Raw genomic sequence first — 15,166 nt, 5'->3', positions numbered from 1 at the left:
GTTCGCGTAGCGGCTCCATTCGCGTAGCGTGGCCCAAAGGCCAAGGAGCATCGCATTCTAGTTTAGTGCGCTATTAAACCAATATAACAATTCTCTCCGCCCCCCCCGCCCCACACTCTTCGCCCTACTCCCTACTCCCTACTTCCTACTCCCTACTCCCTACTCCCTACTCCCGATAACGAAAGTACCTAACCCAATTGAGAACTGCTATAGTAATCAGAGTATTGCTAACTTTAAGGTAGGATAATGACAGACAAAAATTTTGTAGCTGATAACGCTACTACCACAGAAATACTCGAACAAGTGATTGAGGAAATACAGCAAACTCCCCAAGAATACTTACCCAATTTGTTGCAGATAGTTCGTTTGTTTCGTGAGAGTGTTACACAGGATACGGCAGAAGAAAGCTTTCGTCAGGGATGGCAAGAAGCCATGACAGGGAATACACTTCCTGTTTCACAGCTGTGGGATGGGATTGATGCAGAATGAACCAACCAAAATCCAAATCAAGGTTACACCTGAGTTCAAGAGAAGCCTACGCAATCTAGCCAAGCGGTATCCTAATATCCGCTCTGACGTCCAGCCGATTATTGATCAGTTACAGTCAGGTGAAATTATTGGAGATCAGATCCCAAGCATTCCCTACACGGTATTCAAGGTCAGGGTTAGGAATAGTAATATTCAAAAGGGTAAAAGTGGCGGTTACCGCTTTATTTACTACCTCAAAACTTCAACTAACATTATTTTGGTTACTATTTACTCAAAGTCAGATCAAGGAGATATTAGAGCCGACAAAATCAAGAGAATCGTGGCTAATTTTGAATCCCAGTAATTCCCTTGTTTTAGTGCGTTCGCGTAGCGGCTCCATTCGCGTAGCGTGGCCCAAAGGCCAAGGAGCATCACGTTTTAGTTTGGTGGGTTAATAACGCACCAAACCAGTGGTACAACCCTAGAGGTTTAATTCCCGGAGCGTCCATTACCGCTTTGATTTAATAAATATTCCCAAATCCGTCGTATTTCTTCTTGATTTTGACGAATCTCCTCTTGACTTTGACGTTGATAGGTTGCTAAATCAGAAAACAATCTTAAGGTCTCATTCAGAGAAACTCGTAATTGAGTGATGTCTGCTTGATTTTGCTCGATAATCTGAGAGTGACGATTAATGTATCGTGCTGCTGTTTCTAACAAGTTCTCTACTTGAGTTAATCTTTCTTCTGGTGTCATGTCTTAACACTGTTAATCTGATATATTTATCTATTGTATTTTATTTTTACTCCTTATTACTGATGTTAAACATTCCTAAAAATTCAGTGCGTTCGCGAACGGAACATCGCAATTTAGTTTGATGCGTTATTAACCCACCAAACCAATTACTTCTACCCTCTCCCTGCCCCTGTTAACCACACTTACCATATTTACAGTTTTTAACACACTTAACACACTTAACGCACTTAACACGCTGCATTCAAAGCTAAAATGTGGTATAATAGGGAAATAATTATCAGCAGGTGGACAAAAATCAACTACCATCAAAGAAGCTATTATCTACACCATTCAGGCAAGTTAGCCCACCAGGCAGCAGGTGTTATCGTTAATTCCACCTACAAAATTATTTAGTAATCCAAAATTCCTCAGAATTTTGCCCTTGGCTGTGTTCGAGCGTCTGAATCAGCGATTAGACGAGATGGAGTCAACTTTGGGGGAAGAAGCAATACTCCTAAAGTCTGATATTTTGGTGAATCAGAGGGTGATTACTGAGGCTCAGAGCCAAAGGTTTACCCTGATCGGATCAGAACAGTTCAGTTGTCTACTGTGGGGGGAAGCCCAACCGGAGACCTTAACTGCGTATGACTCTCTGATGAGAATGTACCAAGTGGGATTGACCTTCGCTCCGGATGCGATCGCAAACTTTCTTACCCATCTCAAAGACTCCTACGTAACCTCACCATCAAAATTTGAAACCTCTGAGGATGTTCTCAACCTAATCAATAGGGCTCAAGCCTCCCTCAAACCGAATAATCCAGCTATCCAGAGCGAATTTACCCTATCATTAATTGATATTCTGTGTGACTACAACACGGATAACTACAACACCGATGTTCCACCATTAGTACAGCCAGCTTATCCCTATGGGTCCATTTGTCAACCCGTAGCCGAAGCACTGCACCAGCAGGTTGAGCAAGAGCGATTGCTCAATCAGGTGACCAGTCAAATCCGTCAAAGCCAAGAGTTACCCCTTATCCTCACCACAGCAGTTGAACGGGTACGACACTTCCTAGAAGTAGACCGATTAGTAATCTATCAATTTGATTTCCCTTACACCTCTAGTCCCACAGCACTAGATCCAGCACCTGCTGCTGCCACTGAATTAGGCTGGGGTTGTATTACCTACGAAGCTAAAGCCTCCGATGCTATCCCATCAGTGCTGAATGTGATTGAGCAGGAGGAATGCTTAACCCATGTACCGAACTCTACACATAAATATCAGCGAGGGTCAACGGTTGCTGTTGATGATGTTGATCGAACCTATAATACCCATAATTGCTTACTTAAACTGTTGCATCGACATCAAGTACGAGCCAAGTTAGTCGCACCAATTATTGTCGAAAACAACCTGTGGGGGCTACTAATTGCCCATCAGTGTTTGGAGCCAAGGCGATGGCAGGACAGTGAAAAAAACTTTCTCCAAGCAATTGCTGAACACCTAGCCATTGCCATCTATCAAGCGAAGTTATACGCCCAAGTGCAGCAGCAAAACAACACCCTTGAACAACGGGTAATTGAGCGCACCCAAGCACTCCGGGATGCCTTGAAAGCTGCTCAAGCAGCTAATCTTGCTAAGAGTGAGTTTCTAGCTACCATGAGTCATGAATTGCGCACCCCTCTGACCTGCGTAATTGGGATGGCAGCTACACTCTTGCGCTGGTGTTTTGGTCAGGACAGTTCCCAAAGATTACCTGTAGAAAAGCAACAGCGCTATTTAAAAACTATCCAGGACAATGGGCAACACCTGCTAGAACTGATCAACGATATTCTGGATTTGTCTCAGGTTGAGGCAGGAAAGTTAGTCCTGACTATCAGCAAATTTTCCTTAAGTAAGCTAGCCAATCAGGTGTTGAGTAGCCTAAACGAACAAGCCTACCAACAGCAGGTGACTCTACAGCTAGATTGGCGAGTGCCACCAGAAAGGGACTGTTTTTATGCAGACCAACGGCGGGTTAAACAGATTTTATTTAACCTTTTAAGCAATGGGATTAAATTTACCCCACAGGGGGGTAAAGTAATCCTACGGGTCTGGCCAGAAAAGCACTTAGTAGTGTTTCAAGTGGAAGATACAGGCATTGGTATTTCCCAAGACCAGTTACCATTACTGTTTCAAAAGTTTCAGCAGCTAGAAACCCCCTACCGTCGCAAGTATGAAGGAACTGGCTTGGGGTTAGCCTTAACCAAACAGCTAATCGAACTCCATAGGGGCAAAATTGAGGTGGAATCGGTAGTGGCAGAGGGGTCTTGTTTTACAGTTTGGCTACCCACTCAACCCATAGTACCAGCTACTTCAGGAAAAGCCCTGCCAAAGTCCAACCTAACTCTCAAAGCTCAAGGCACTGTGGCCCTAGTGGAAAACCAAGAAGAGATTGCTACCCTAATTTGCGAGATTTTGACCGCAGCAGGCTATAAAGTAATTTGGTTGATCGATGCTTCCACTGCCATCAAACAAATTGCTTTGCTTAAGCCCGAAACTATCATTATCGATTGGCAGTTACCAACTAGGGAGGGTTACGAAATGACTCAATGGCTGCGTCAATCCTCCACAACCGGTAGGGTAAAAATTCTGGCTTTAACGATTCCGAGCCTGCCAAACATAGAGCAACAAGAGATGATGGAGGTAGTGGATGATTACTTATATAAACCGATAGAACCGATGGAATTATTGTACAGGGTTATGGCGTTGGTGGAAAGTTATAGCGCTGCGCTATAGCTGCTAAACCTAGGAGTGTAACTAAACCAAGGATGCTGCTAGGTTCCGGCACGTCTTCTGGGACAACGAAAGCATTATCTTGGATCTTGCTAATGCTTGAGTTTCGGCGAATAATGTCCGAGAGGCGAGTGCTTTCTAGATCTGGAGCCAAGGCCAGCAGATGATCGAGATCGTTGAGGAAAAAGAACCGGTCACCATCCCGTGCCCGCCTGAACTGGTCTGAGATGACCGTATTGAATAGTTCACCAACCAAGCCACCGTTGAAGGAGTCCTCAGATATTCCTCCAATCCAGAAATCCACATCCTCTACAGACTCGTAGATTTTTTCAAATAGAGCTGCTACTTCTGGGTTAGAAGTAATGCCAAGTTCGGTATCGGTGGTCAAGAAGGCAGTGACCGGATCCAGACCAAGTTCTACACGAGCCTGATTGTAACCGGGAAGGCCAACTTCCCTTGCCCGCGCAATATTGATTGAAGCCAGGTCAAAGCCACCGGTGGCAATCGGGGCAAGGAAGTTCCGCACCCCGTCCACTAACTGATTGTCAACCTCTTGAGCCACCTGGGAAGCTAAACCCAAAAACAGTGCATCGACGCCGTTATCAATCACCTCTTGGGGATTGAAGAAGGCATCGGCAAGGGAGATACTTCCGAGGGAAGTGCCGTTATTGTTAATGCGCTGAAGCTCTGGGGATAGAAGAGTGTGGCCAACCCGGAAGTTAGCATTGGCAAATTCCACACTGATACGTGGGTCAACGGTTGGATCGTAGCCAGAGTAATCCTCCAAAAGGCCATCGCCAATGAACAGCGGTAGGAATTCATTGTATGTGATTACTTGAATCTGAGCACCAACCACCTTACGGACTGATTCGTAGATAAAGTCGCCTTGATCAAGTCCTGAGTGATCTAACTTCTCCAAAATGACCGGGTCGCCAGCGTCAATTTTTTCAGTAAGTTCTTCAGCCAGACGATTGTGCTCCCGTACGAACAAAGTGTGAACTGCGGTTAAGCCAATTTGTTCGTTGGCACGAACATCGCCAGCGATGAACAACTCTTCTCCTGATATAGGGGGAGTAGTGTTGGCATTAGGAAATCCGCCAGTGTTGAAAGGCAGTAGCTCTTGGCCATTGATACTTTGGCTCTTGAGCTTTCCACTACCATCATTGGTACGCAAAAATTCCGCGCGCACTGAATCAGATCCGTATACCTGTGAACCATCAATAAAAGAAGTCAGCTGGTTGATCTGCTGGCGCGGATTTCCAAGTCCAGTGCCAGTGCCTTCAGCTGCAGGAACCCTGATCAAGGGTATCAATGGCGCGAGTGGATCCGGAAGACCAGTAGCAATGTCAATAGGGTTAATTGGGATGGGGGTGAAATCCTCTGGTGGCCGATCTAAGCCTCCCTCATTAAGATCCAAGTCGTGATCTATGAACTGCCCCCACTGCCAGATCCAGTCGCTGGCGTTGAGGAAATTAGGTACTAATTCCTTCTGGGGCACAATCGTATTGCTAATGTCACGGGGGTTAGGCAAAAGATTGCCGGTGCTACCGGTTATTCTTGGTGCATTGAAGCCATCCTCGTAAGCAGGAGTTAGCAGCCGAAGCAGTTGTGTTTCCGCTTGACCCAATGTGGGATCATTTAGGTTGTTACCAAATCCGTTAATGGTACGAAATTCTCCTGCAGCAGCAGGCACAGACATGGAAAATCCTAGGGCAGCGAAAGTGGTTATTGCTAAACCAAGCTTACGAGGCTTGAAGTTTCTAACTACTTCCAAGTTAGATAAGTGATTTTTCATCAGGTTAGTACTTAGGTCAAGATTGCATCTCAACCGCTAATGTGGTAGATGCAGTAAAATACTCTATCTCTTCTAATAAGGTGTTTGGAAAGTAGCTACATGCTTTGGTAAAGGCGGGTAATTTACTTTAGTTATCCCCAAGATTCACTGGTTTTAGTCTAAAGTAAGTCTTCACGTAATTCCCTCATTTATCGCCAGTAAATAATTTTTAAAACGGGCTATGATAACGATTACGTATTTCTTTTTGCTACATAATTTATTCCGTATTTACCCCATAGTCAAGATTAAAAGTTACTGCTAGTTGCTAATTTTAAGATAGCTGGATTTCGGATATCTACCGCCAAAAAAATATAGTTTTACATAATCTTTAATTCTTTAATTAAAGATTATCTGGATAGAGACGCACAATAAATCAATATCTTGTCAACCCAATAAATCTTGATTGTAGATAAATATAGTGTAAGGATTTAGGTAGAGGGGTTGACAAAAGCAGAAAATTTAAAGTAGCCATTGATGAGTAAAGCAATTCTACCTCTTTGGGATGAGTAATTGCGCCAGTTTACCAAATAAAAATAGTGGAAATTATCCTTGGTAAACAAAGCTTTATTAATCAAAACTGGAAATATAAAGACTTAAATTCAGCCTAACTTTAGAATCAATGACCTAAAAAAAAACCTTAAACTGACCTGCTCAAAAAAAGCAATAAAGTCAAAATAGAGCACAAACAACCACCAAACCGCCTAAAGATACCGTGGCGCGAGGAAATGGGTAGATAGGGAGATAGGGAGATGGGAAGATTTTTATTAAGGGGAATTATCTGGAGATAATATAATACAATAAACCCAGTACTTAAACCAATTCCTATATAACGGTTATTAGATTTATGAGCTACACATAATTTTTTCCCTATTCCCTATTCCCTATTCCCTATTCCCTATTCCCTATTCCCTATTCCCTAAAATCCAAAACTTCTGCACCTCACCTATTTTATAAATGCTGTGGAACCGCTATATATCGATAATAAGTTACTGTAACCACCAACAACATGGCAGCTAATTCTCTCAATTCAATTCGTGATAGTCTAATTGTGTCTTGTCAGGCACCCCCTGACTCACCCCTGCACAACCCCCTAGTGATTGCCGCTATGGCACAAGCTTCGATGAATCAGGGGGCATCTGGTGTGCGTATTGATACACCTGACCATGTGGCAGCTGTTCGTAGTCAATGTCCCACTGCTCCAATTATTGGCTTGTGGAAGCAACAGTTACCGGAGTCTGAGGTATATATTACTCCCCAGTTTCACCATGCCAAAGCGATCGCATCCGCTGGTGCTGATATTATTGCCATTGATGCCACCTTACGGGAACGTCCTGGAGGGGAAACAGTTCAAGATTTAATTAAGCAGATTCACGATACATTGGGTAAACCGGTGATGGCAGATGTGGATACCCTTGAGAGTGCGATCGCAGCACAAGCCGCTGGTGTGGATTTAGTTGGTACCACCCTCTATGGCTACACCGCTCAAACCAGCCATCTGTCTCCTCCCGGCTTTGGCCTACTCAGCCAGTTGGTGAAGCATTTAGATATCCCAGCCATATGCGAAGGAGGTATTGCCACCCCCAAGATGGCTCAAACTGCTCTAGAATTGGGAGCCTATGCGGTTGTTGTCGGCACTGCCATTACTGGCATTGATTTGCAAGTTAAGGCTTTTGTCGAGTTATTATAAGTAGCATTAACTGTCCACTAGCCCTATAATTAGCCTTGCTAGAAGCTGGAAAAGCTATCCTGTTGTTGAGAACCCAGTTTCTGTAGCCAGTCTTGACCCAACTGAATGGTAATATCTGAGGAAAAAGCACCGGTGCTTTCGACCCGCACTTCCCCAAATCCCAAATAGTTACGGATAGTGCCAGCACTTTCATCGTCTCCCTGTTGGGCAATAATGCGAGTGGTGCGCAATGGTTCCCTAGACAATTTCTGATCAATACGAACATTCTGGTAGCCACCTCGGTTGAGGTTGCGGAGCATAGCCTTAGCGACTTCAGAAGAATCTGTAGTGTATTGAATCGCAATCCGTAGGGATGTGGCGTTGGCATTGGAGTAATAGCCATAGCCTTGACCAAAGTGCTGAGCCACCATCTGCTGAATGCGGCGGTGGTTTGGCAACCAGTAACTGGCTTGTTTCTTGCCATCGTTGCTAAACCGACCAGGCAGCATTAGCATTTGGACATTGGCTCGTTTCGTCTTGGTGGCAAAACCCCCTAATGCCACTAGCTCTTCTACACTTAAGTTGGTGTCAATGTGGGACTGAATAACTGAGAGTATTTGTGGGATTCGTGCGATAGTGCTAGGTTTTAGTGCCTGTTCTACCAATGCCCTCATCAGCATTTGTTGCCGCTGAACTCGACCTATATCCCCATATTTGTCATAGCGAAACCGCAGGAACTGCATCGCCTTCTCACCATTCAGGTGCTGTCTACCTTTTTTGAGGTTGATATAAAGGTGTTGAGAGTGGTCAGTGTACTTCATATCCTTGGGAATATAAACCGTAACTCCTCCCAAGGCATCCACCAGTTTTTCCACACCCTGAACGTTTACTCGGATATAACGGTCAATGGCCACATCATCGAGAAGATCACTGACCGCCTTCGCTGTGAGTGCAGGTCCACCGAAATAATTGGCAGCATTGAGCTTAATGTTACCATGTTTCTCAATACGAGTTTTAGTATCACGAGGCATGGAAAGAACTTTGACTTTTTCCCCCTCTGGGTCAAACCGTAGCAGGAGCATGGTATCTGACAAACCCTCTAAGGAATTGACCAGAGCGTGGTATCCCAGGTCTACTTCTGGGGGTTTGTCGAGATCAGAGGTTAGGACTTTGATACCAAGAAATAAGATATTAACTGGTCGAGTCAACTCCGGCAACTGCATGGTGTTGCTGGAAATGGTTTCCTCTTGGTTAAATACAGATTTCTCGTCCGGAGTCAGTTCAGTTTGCAGCAAAGGGGTACTTGCTAGGGATACAGCTAGCATTGCACCTGCTGCCGCAGATGACATTGCCACTGCGGTAAAACCTAGCCAAAGCCAGAGCAAATTCCCTCGCTTGACTTTTACCTTTTTTCTGCGAACGGGGCGAGTAGGTCTTCTCACTACACGGCGTTTTCGATAAGTTCTTTGAACTGGCACTGGGCTTCCTCACACACAGGCAATAGGGATGGTATTTTCAGAAGAAGACTATTCACTCCTGACCGGTTTTACATGGTTGACCTGGAGCTTCGATCTTAAAGTTTAGTAATAATACTCTATAGCAGGTTTTATAACAGGTTGCTGCCTGATTAGGTAAATTTTCGATTAAGCTTGCCCAATCAGTCAGTCAAAACCATCAATAGAGTACATCATTTCTTTTATTAAACCCCTAGACTAGGACAAATACTTGCCCAAGATTCCTTCAGAGATCCGGCTAATCCAAGGCAGGCGTGGTGACTGGCGCTGCCATAAGCGCACCATCACAGCTAAACTTACCAGAAAATAGCCAGATGTCAGCATAGCATTGAGAAACAGCAAGCGTAATGTCCAAAATTCCGACAATTGTGCTCCTGCTGATAATAAACTGTATCCTAGCAACCAACCAAAGGCCAAGGTGACGGACAAGCGACTCACTGTTTTTTCCTCTCGGGTTCCCTGAGAGTGATACAATGTCCACAGTGCTGGAAACAAGCCAAAGATGGGGACAAGGTAAATAAATAGCTGTAGGCGCTGATTATCTTGATTTTCGGTAGAATTTGTCTTTTTCACATGCTCTTTCATCCGTAACTTGCCTTAATCATCCCTCAAACCCCATGATTTGGTAGTTTTACCTCTTATCATGACATTTCTTAGTTGTTATCCACCAATGAAAATATAGTAATAGCAATAGGGCAATGGCAACATGGATAATCAACTAAGCTTCATTATCAAACTCGTCATCCTCTCCACGATAATTTCTGTTATTATTAAATACCTTGCTCCCAGTTTACCCATTGCCGCTACATCCATTAATGGGTTGATTGGTGTGCTGGCTCCAACGGTTTTTTTAGCGATCGCATTAGTAGGTCGAGCCTTGAGCTATAGGGAGACTGAGTGACAGGCTAGTGGTAAGCCCTAACTAGCTTTCGCGGTCGGCGATCATAGGTTTTCCAAAAAGTTAAGATAGACCTTGGCTCAATCCTGATGGTGAAGACGATACCAATAACAGAACTTAGCTTGCATGATGTGAAGGTTAAATTTAACCTGACCCCAGCAGAGGATGACCAATTTTTCCGAGAGTGGCAGGAGGAGTTACCAGAACTTACCGACACTGAACAGCAGTCCTTAGAGCAAATTAAGGCTCACATGCTATACCTGGAACAGTACCCGATGGTGGAAGACATTGTCAAAATGGTAGTGTTGTCTCCCTTGTTAGGACTAGCGGGTTTTTATGGTTCTCCCTTTCACCTCAAGACAGAGGCCGCAATAGAAATTGCCGCTGTTGAGGAGCACGAAATCCTGCGAGGGCGTATTGATGTGTTGGTGCTACAAGAGCAGTTTTGGGTATTAGTGATTGAGTCAAAACAAGCTGGATTCTCTCTCAAATCAGCAATTCCTCAGGCATTGACCTACATGATGGCTAATCCTAATCAGTTGCGCCCTAGTTTTGGCTTGGTCACTAATGGTACTAATTTCCGGTTTTTGAAAGTGAGTAAATCCGGTATACCGATGTATGCTCTTTCCGATGAGTTTACCCTTTATCGTGGCAATGACTGGTATAACGTGCTTAGGATCCTTAAGCGCATTGCTGAATTGGTAGTCAATTGAGTTTTCGTTGCCTTTTCCCTGGTAAGCATATGCGCTACGCGCACGCTACGCGAACAGCAGTCAGCAGTCAGCCGTCAGCCGTCAGCCGTCAGCCGTCAGCCGTCAGCCGTCAGATGATAGCTGATAGCTGATAGCTGAATGCTTACCTGTTCCCTGTTCCCAAGTTTAAGGATTTTTAGCGCTTCAGTTTCCGCTTAAGTGCTGATGCTACACTAATCACACCAAAAATAGCTAATTGACTAAAAACTGAACTCCGTTCCGGGACTGTAACTGATGCTGGAGTCAGTCGTGCTATCCACCCTTCTGTGTTGCCATCGGGATTGAGGCCAAACCCAATCACTGTGGAATTGTCATCGGAAATGTCTTGGGCGACCAAATTAGTCCAGCCGGTCAAATCCAATCCCAAGTCATCGATCAATACATCCAGCAGGGGGCGGATACCATTGACCCTATCCCAGATAAAGGGTTCTTGACCCCGGAATCCCTCACTTTGTCCAACTACGATCGAACCATCTCCTGAAACGCCGAAGGCTCTACTAAAGAATCCTCCCCCTGGCAAATCCGAAATTCCTAAAATACCCGTTTCCTCAGTCCACACAAAGGCTTCTGTACCGCTAAAGTTACCAATTTGACCACTAACGCTGGAGTTAGCACTAGCGCTTCTGCCCACAATCACTGAACCATCAGCGGATACATCTGCTGCTCTACTGAAAAATACTCCTCCTGGTAAGTCTCCCACTCCGACTACTCCGGTTTCTTCTGTCCAGCGAAATCCTTCTATCCCTGAAGCACTAATGCCACCACCTACAATCACGGAGCCATCTGCTGATGCTCTGACGGCTTGACTACTAAACCCGCCTTCTGGTAAGTCTCCGAGTCCCACTAGTCCGGTTTCCGCTGTCCAACGAAATGCCTCTGTGCCTTGAGGACCATTGCTGTTTCCAACTATCACAGAGCCATCGCTGGATATACCGGATGCAAAACTGCTAAACCCGCCTCCTTCTAAGTCTCCCAATCCTACTATGCCAGTTTCTGCTGTCCACCGGAATGCTTCAGTTGGTGGTATTACTGTAGATGAAGAACTAGCAGCGCTAAAGCTAGCACCGACAACAATAGAACCATCTCCAGATACATCAAATGCTGCACTGACAAAAGGACCACCGGGAAGGTCTCCGAGTCCGACGATGCCAGTGTCTTGTGTCCAACGGAATGCTTCTCCTTCCAAACCATTACCACTGAAACTGGCTCCTACTACAACTGAGCCATCTGCTGATACCCCAGAACTATCACTGCTAAAGATACTTCCAGGTAAATCTCCTAAGCCTTGGAAAAAGACAGTAGCAGTTGCTGGAGTTTGGCTGTTTAGTACCCATAAGGGGATGCCAACTGTGAAGTAAATTACTGTTGGAACAATTCTTTTCGTCATGGTTAATGTGTTTCTAGGTTAATAGGTATATAGCAATTCTTAAATAGGGAATAGGGAGTAGGGAGTAGGGAGTAGGCAATAGGCAACAGGCAACAGGCAACAGGCAACAGGCAACAGCAAAAAAATACTGTAGATGCTTACTATGAGAAATTTTATAGGGAAGTATTCAGCTATGAGCTATCACCTAATGCGCTACGGGAATGGCTGACGGCTGACGGTTACTTCACTCAGTAAACTAAGTTATTAATTGGAAATAACTTAGTTTAAATAATTTAGAAAATTTCTACTATTATTAATGAGTTTAAGTAAGTTGTATCGCCAGATTGGCGAGAAGTAAAAAAAGTTCGCCATATTGGCTATTTTTTGGTTAATTATTCGATAATTATTATGATAGATAAGATAATCTTCAGAAGTTTAACTAAACCAATAAGTAAATTAAATAACCAGTAAATTACCAGAACTAAAAAAATGCATTATGATAGTAGTGTCAAAAATGCACAACCGAGTTTTTTAGTTAATTTCAGGAGGTTTACAATATGGAGATTAAGGGTATAAATTTCAATGATCTCAAAGATATGAAAATTGATATAACTAAAGAGATAAAGTCAGACCCAAATACTTTTAACTACGGTGCCTGCAAAGCACTGATGTTGGAGGATTTTGCTGCTGCTACCAAAGAACAATCAGTATTCCTATCTCTTGATACCCCTAGTTTTACTGGCAAAACCGTCGGAATTGGATTCAGCGGAATATCAATGTAACTCTTCAAGATGGATAGATTTTATGGTAAAGAGATTAGGGTAAAAGTATCATCTTTGATAAGATAAGTGCGCTTGATAGCACTTGCTAACCTTAACATTATGATTCCTAAAGCCTATAATCTATAACCTTAAACACAATCATCCCACTGATCAAACGTAGTTTTGTAGAGTGGGATGATTTGTGATAGTCAGTTAAAATCAACGTAAGCATTAAGCTCTAACTTTTCAGCCGTCAGCTTCTAATCAATTTAGAAACGAAGATGCGATTAACCGTAGGTCACGCTACGGGAACGCTAACTGCTCCAAGCGGTAAAACTTAAATAATATAACACTCGTAAAAATTTATATATACCCTCTATTATTAGGTCAAGTAATTTCGTAACACTAACCAAATCGAGTGGTTATAACTGGCCTAAGAAAAGGGTTAAGAGCGCATGGGTTGCGCCCTTAAATTTGATTGGTGTGAGAAGCACTATAGCTACTATATTAACGACTAACCTTTAGCTGTCTGGCCAGATTGGCGAGAAATTAAAACCGTTAGCCAATCTGGCTAATAATTGGCAATTTTTTCCATAATACTTGAGAAGCAACCAATTTATTTAGTTAATTTCAGGAGGTTTCGACTATGGAGATTACGAATCTTAAATTTACTGAGATGCCAGTTGAGACAACTACAGTAGACCTTACGTTACCCACACAAATCAAAGACCCCAATCCTTTTGTATTTACCGGCTGCAAAGGAATGGTGTTGGAGGATTTTGATAGTCTTCCTATTGTAACACCTATAAAAATCGAACCTATAGCAGTAATCGAACCTATAGCAGTAACTGTGGGTCTATAAAAGGAGACATTCCTGCCATGTTTAGTTGAGGATAACTCTGATAATTCCTCAAAATTTATAGGTAAGCATATGCGCTACGCGCACGCTACGCGAACACCAGTCAGCGGTCAGCGGTGAGCGTAGCGCTAATCGCTGTTCGCTGATAGCTGATAGCACCTCAAGTAGCGCGCGCGTAGCGCATATGCTAAAAATTATGGCGTTATACAAAAAAAAGCCTGCATTCAGCAGGCTACCGATGTTTTCAGAAAGATTTAGTCGATCTAAGCCCGGTCAGATCCAAACCATAAATCAACCAACCACAATAAACTCACTCTCAACAGCAGCAGTTAGTGTGCCCTTATCCAGCAGAGCCTGATAAACCATCGCAGCTACCTCACCACGAGTGGCCTCACGCACAGGATTGAGTTTCCTCAGTTCAGGGGAATTCACTACAATCTTCTTTTTAGTAGCCGTTATTACTTGCTCTTTGGCATAGTTGGGAATCTTGTCTTTGTCATCATAGAGATCCAAAGCATTGGGATCCGATTCTTTTAAATCCAAGCCATTCACTAAGGAAACAATCACATCCGCTCGCTTGACATTATCCCCTTGTCCGAAGTTGCCATCAGTGTAACCAGACAGGAATCCACCGCGATAGGCTTTTTGAATCGCATCCTTAGCCCAAGACCCATCACCGACATCTTTGAATTCCTTACCTGGCCTGATCGCTGGAGGGTCGAACGCTTTGCTAATCAAGGCTGCATATTGAGAACGTTTGATCTTATCGTCAGGTTTAAAGTTACTGTTGTCAACACCTGCAACTATACCTTTTTTCAACAATTCCTCAATAAAGTCTTTCGCCCAGTGGTCTTGAATGTCTGCGAAGGTGGGTATGCCGTCGTCGGTAAATTTGACAATATATTTATTGTTAATGGCGCTGACTTTCTTATCATCCACCAAGGCTTGATAAACCATCGCAGCTACTTCAGCACGGGTAGCATTGCGAGTGGGGTTGAGTTGCCTGAGATTGCTGTGATTTACGATAATTTCTTTTTTGGTTGCCGTTTTCACAGCGTCAATGGCGTAGGTAGGAATGGAACCACTGTCATCGTAGGCTTGTAAGGCATTAGGACTCGAAGCCGTTAAGTCTAACCCATTTACCAGTGAAACAATGATTTGGGCACGCTGGACCTTGTCTGTGGGTTTGAATGTCCCCCCAGGGAAGCCAGAGAGGAATCCACCACGATAGGCTTGTGTAATCTTTTTATAAGCCCAATACTTGGAATCAACATCAGTGAAATCCTTGGCTTCCCTTTCAGGTTGAGGATCGAAAGCGTTGACCAACAAGGCCGCATATTCAGCACGGGTCATTGTGTCGTCTGGCTTAAAGCTGCCATCAGGGAAGCCACTAATGTATTCTTCACTGTACAATACCTCGATGAAATCCTCTGCCCAATGACCGGCAATATCACTTAACTTTTTTGTTCCTCCACCACCACCGGGTGTTCCTCCACCACCACCGGGTGTTCCTCCACCACCACCGGGTGTTCCTCCACCA

Annotated in this window: 14 protein-coding genes; 8 read left to right on the top strand and 6 right to left on the bottom strand. The window is 44.0% G+C overall.

The window, feature by feature from the left end; all coding sequences use genetic code 11:
- Positions 1 to 246: 246 nt before the first annotated feature.
- Both AC4II3_RS19775 and AC4II3_RS19770 read left to right on the top strand, forming a co-directional pair.
- Positions 247 to 489, top strand: coding sequence for a hypothetical protein (locus AC4II3_RS19775; RefSeq protein WP_488010090.1), 243 nt, complete (start codon positions 247 to 249; stop codon positions 487 to 489).
- Positions 479 to 832 carry a type II toxin-antitoxin system RelE/ParE family toxin gene (locus tag AC4II3_RS19770; RefSeq protein WP_488010092.1) on the top strand — a complete coding sequence of 118 codons (354 nt, stop codon included), beginning with the start codon at positions 479 to 481 and terminating at the stop codon, positions 830 to 832. Before AC4II3_RS19775 ends, AC4II3_RS19770 begins: the two co-directional genes overlap by 11 nt.
- A 125-nt stretch (positions 833 to 957) precedes the next feature.
- Here AC4II3_RS19770 and AC4II3_RS19765 read toward each other — a convergent pair whose 3' ends face one another.
- Positions 958 to 1,224 carry a hypothetical protein gene (locus tag AC4II3_RS19765; protein ID WP_488010094.1) on the bottom strand — a complete coding sequence of 89 codons (267 nt, stop codon included), beginning with the start codon at positions 1,222 to 1,224 and terminating at the stop codon, positions 958 to 960.
- A gap of 427 nt (positions 1,225 to 1,651) precedes the next feature.
- Between AC4II3_RS19765 and AC4II3_RS19760 the strand changes: the two genes are divergently transcribed.
- Complete coding sequence (locus AC4II3_RS19760) at positions 1,652 to 3,979, top strand: ATP-binding protein (protein ID WP_488010098.1); 2,328 nt, start codon at positions 1,652 to 1,654, stop codon at positions 3,977 to 3,979.
- Here the strand turns inward: AC4II3_RS19760 and AC4II3_RS19755 are convergent.
- Positions 3,942 to 5,771: a peroxidase family protein gene (locus tag AC4II3_RS19755; RefSeq protein WP_488010096.1), complete on the bottom strand. Its 1,830-nt coding sequence runs from the start codon at positions 5,769 to 5,771 to the stop codon at positions 3,942 to 3,944. The two genes, AC4II3_RS19760 and AC4II3_RS19755, sit on opposite strands and share 38 nt — an antisense overlap.
- 1,045 nt (positions 5,772 to 6,816) lie before the next feature.
- On the opposite strand from AC4II3_RS19755, the gene AC4II3_RS19750 reads away from it, so the two are divergent.
- Entirely contained in the window at positions 6,817 to 7,497 is a 681-nt protein-coding gene (locus AC4II3_RS19750) for an N-acetylmannosamine-6-phosphate 2-epimerase (protein WP_488012060.1), read from the top strand.
- A gap of 38 nt (positions 7,498 to 7,535) precedes the next feature.
- Here the strand turns inward: AC4II3_RS19750 and AC4II3_RS19745 are convergent, their stop codons facing one another.
- Both AC4II3_RS19745 and AC4II3_RS19740 read right to left on the bottom strand, forming a co-directional pair.
- Positions 7,536 to 8,954: an LCP family protein gene (locus AC4II3_RS19745; RefSeq protein WP_488012062.1), complete on the bottom strand. Its 1,419-nt coding sequence runs from the start codon at positions 8,952 to 8,954 to the stop codon at positions 7,536 to 7,538.
- 234 nt (positions 8,955 to 9,188) lie between these two features.
- Positions 9,189 to 9,575, bottom strand: coding sequence for a hypothetical protein (locus tag AC4II3_RS19740; RefSeq protein WP_488012064.1), 387 nt, complete (start codon positions 9,573 to 9,575; stop codon positions 9,189 to 9,191).
- 121 nt (positions 9,576 to 9,696) lie between these two features.
- Here AC4II3_RS19740 and AC4II3_RS19735 point away from each other — a divergent pair, with 121 nt between their 5' ends.
- Positions 9,697 to 9,891 carry a hypothetical protein gene (locus tag AC4II3_RS19735; protein WP_488012066.1) on the top strand — a complete coding sequence of 65 codons (195 nt, stop codon included), beginning with the start codon at positions 9,697 to 9,699 and terminating at the stop codon, positions 9,889 to 9,891.
- 86 nt (positions 9,892 to 9,977) lie between these two features.
- A complete protein-coding gene (locus AC4II3_RS19730) occupies positions 9,978 to 10,601 on the top strand; it encodes a type I restriction endonuclease (protein ID WP_488012068.1) in 624 nt (207 codons plus the stop codon).
- A gap of 175 nt (positions 10,602 to 10,776) precedes the next feature.
- Here the strand turns inward: AC4II3_RS19730 and AC4II3_RS19725 are convergent, their stop codons facing one another.
- Positions 10,777 to 12,027, bottom strand: a complete 1,251-nt coding sequence (locus AC4II3_RS19725) for a PEP-CTERM sorting domain-containing protein (protein WP_488012070.1) — start codon at positions 12,025 to 12,027, stop codon at positions 10,777 to 10,779.
- Positions 12,028 to 12,563: 536 nt separating this feature from the next.
- Here AC4II3_RS19725 and AC4II3_RS19720 point away from each other — a divergent pair.
- A complete protein-coding gene (locus tag AC4II3_RS19720; RefSeq protein WP_488012072.1) occupies positions 12,564 to 12,788 on the top strand; it encodes a hypothetical protein in 225 nt (74 codons plus the stop codon).
- Between the two features lie 625 nt (positions 12,789 to 13,413).
- Positions 13,414 to 13,629, top strand: a complete 216-nt coding sequence (locus AC4II3_RS19715; protein ID WP_488012074.1) for a hypothetical protein — start codon at positions 13,414 to 13,416, stop codon at positions 13,627 to 13,629.
- A 288-nt stretch (positions 13,630 to 13,917) separates the two neighbouring features.
- Here the strand turns inward: AC4II3_RS19715 and AC4II3_RS19710 are convergent.
- Positions 13,918 to 15,166, bottom strand: a 1,249-nt coding sequence (locus tag AC4II3_RS19710; RefSeq protein ID WP_488012076.1) for an S-layer homology domain-containing protein, incomplete at its 5' end; no start/stop codon positions are given.

This window comes from Moorena sp. (assembly GCF_982860115.1).
Note: the sequence above shows the minus strand (reverse complement) of the source record. Positions and strands in the feature narration are given on the sequence as shown.

Coding starts and splice junctions, on each gene's coding strand:
- AC4II3_RS19725 (WP_488012070.1), bottom strand. CDS start 12,027: ATGACGAAAAGAATTGTTCCAACAGTAATTTACTTCACAGTTGGCATC.
- AC4II3_RS19740 (WP_488012064.1), bottom strand. CDS start 9,575: ATGAAAGAGCATGTGAAAAAGACAAATTCTACCGAAAATCAAGATAAT.
- AC4II3_RS19775 (WP_488010090.1), top strand. CDS start 247: ATGACAGACAAAAATTTTGTAGCTGATAACGCTACTACCACAGAAATA.
- AC4II3_RS19730 (WP_488012068.1), top strand. CDS start 9,978: ATGGTGAAGACGATACCAATAACAGAACTTAGCTTGCATGATGTGAAG.
- AC4II3_RS19735 (WP_488012066.1), top strand. CDS start 9,697: ATGGATAATCAACTAAGCTTCATTATCAAACTCGTCATCCTCTCCACG.
- AC4II3_RS19720 (WP_488012072.1), top strand. CDS start 12,564: ATGGAGATTAAGGGTATAAATTTCAATGATCTCAAAGATATGAAAATT.
- AC4II3_RS19755 (WP_488010096.1), bottom strand. CDS start 5,771: ATGAAAAATCACTTATCTAACTTGGAAGTAGTTAGAAACTTCAAGCCT.
- AC4II3_RS19770 (WP_488010092.1), top strand. CDS start 479: ATGCAGAATGAACCAACCAAAATCCAAATCAAGGTTACACCTGAGTTC.
- AC4II3_RS19765 (WP_488010094.1), bottom strand. CDS start 1,224: ATGACACCAGAAGAAAGATTAACTCAAGTAGAGAACTTGTTAGAAACA.
- AC4II3_RS19715 (WP_488012074.1), top strand. CDS start 13,414: ATGGAGATTACGAATCTTAAATTTACTGAGATGCCAGTTGAGACAACT.
- AC4II3_RS19750 (WP_488012060.1), top strand. CDS start 6,817: ATGGCAGCTAATTCTCTCAATTCAATTCGTGATAGTCTAATTGTGTCT.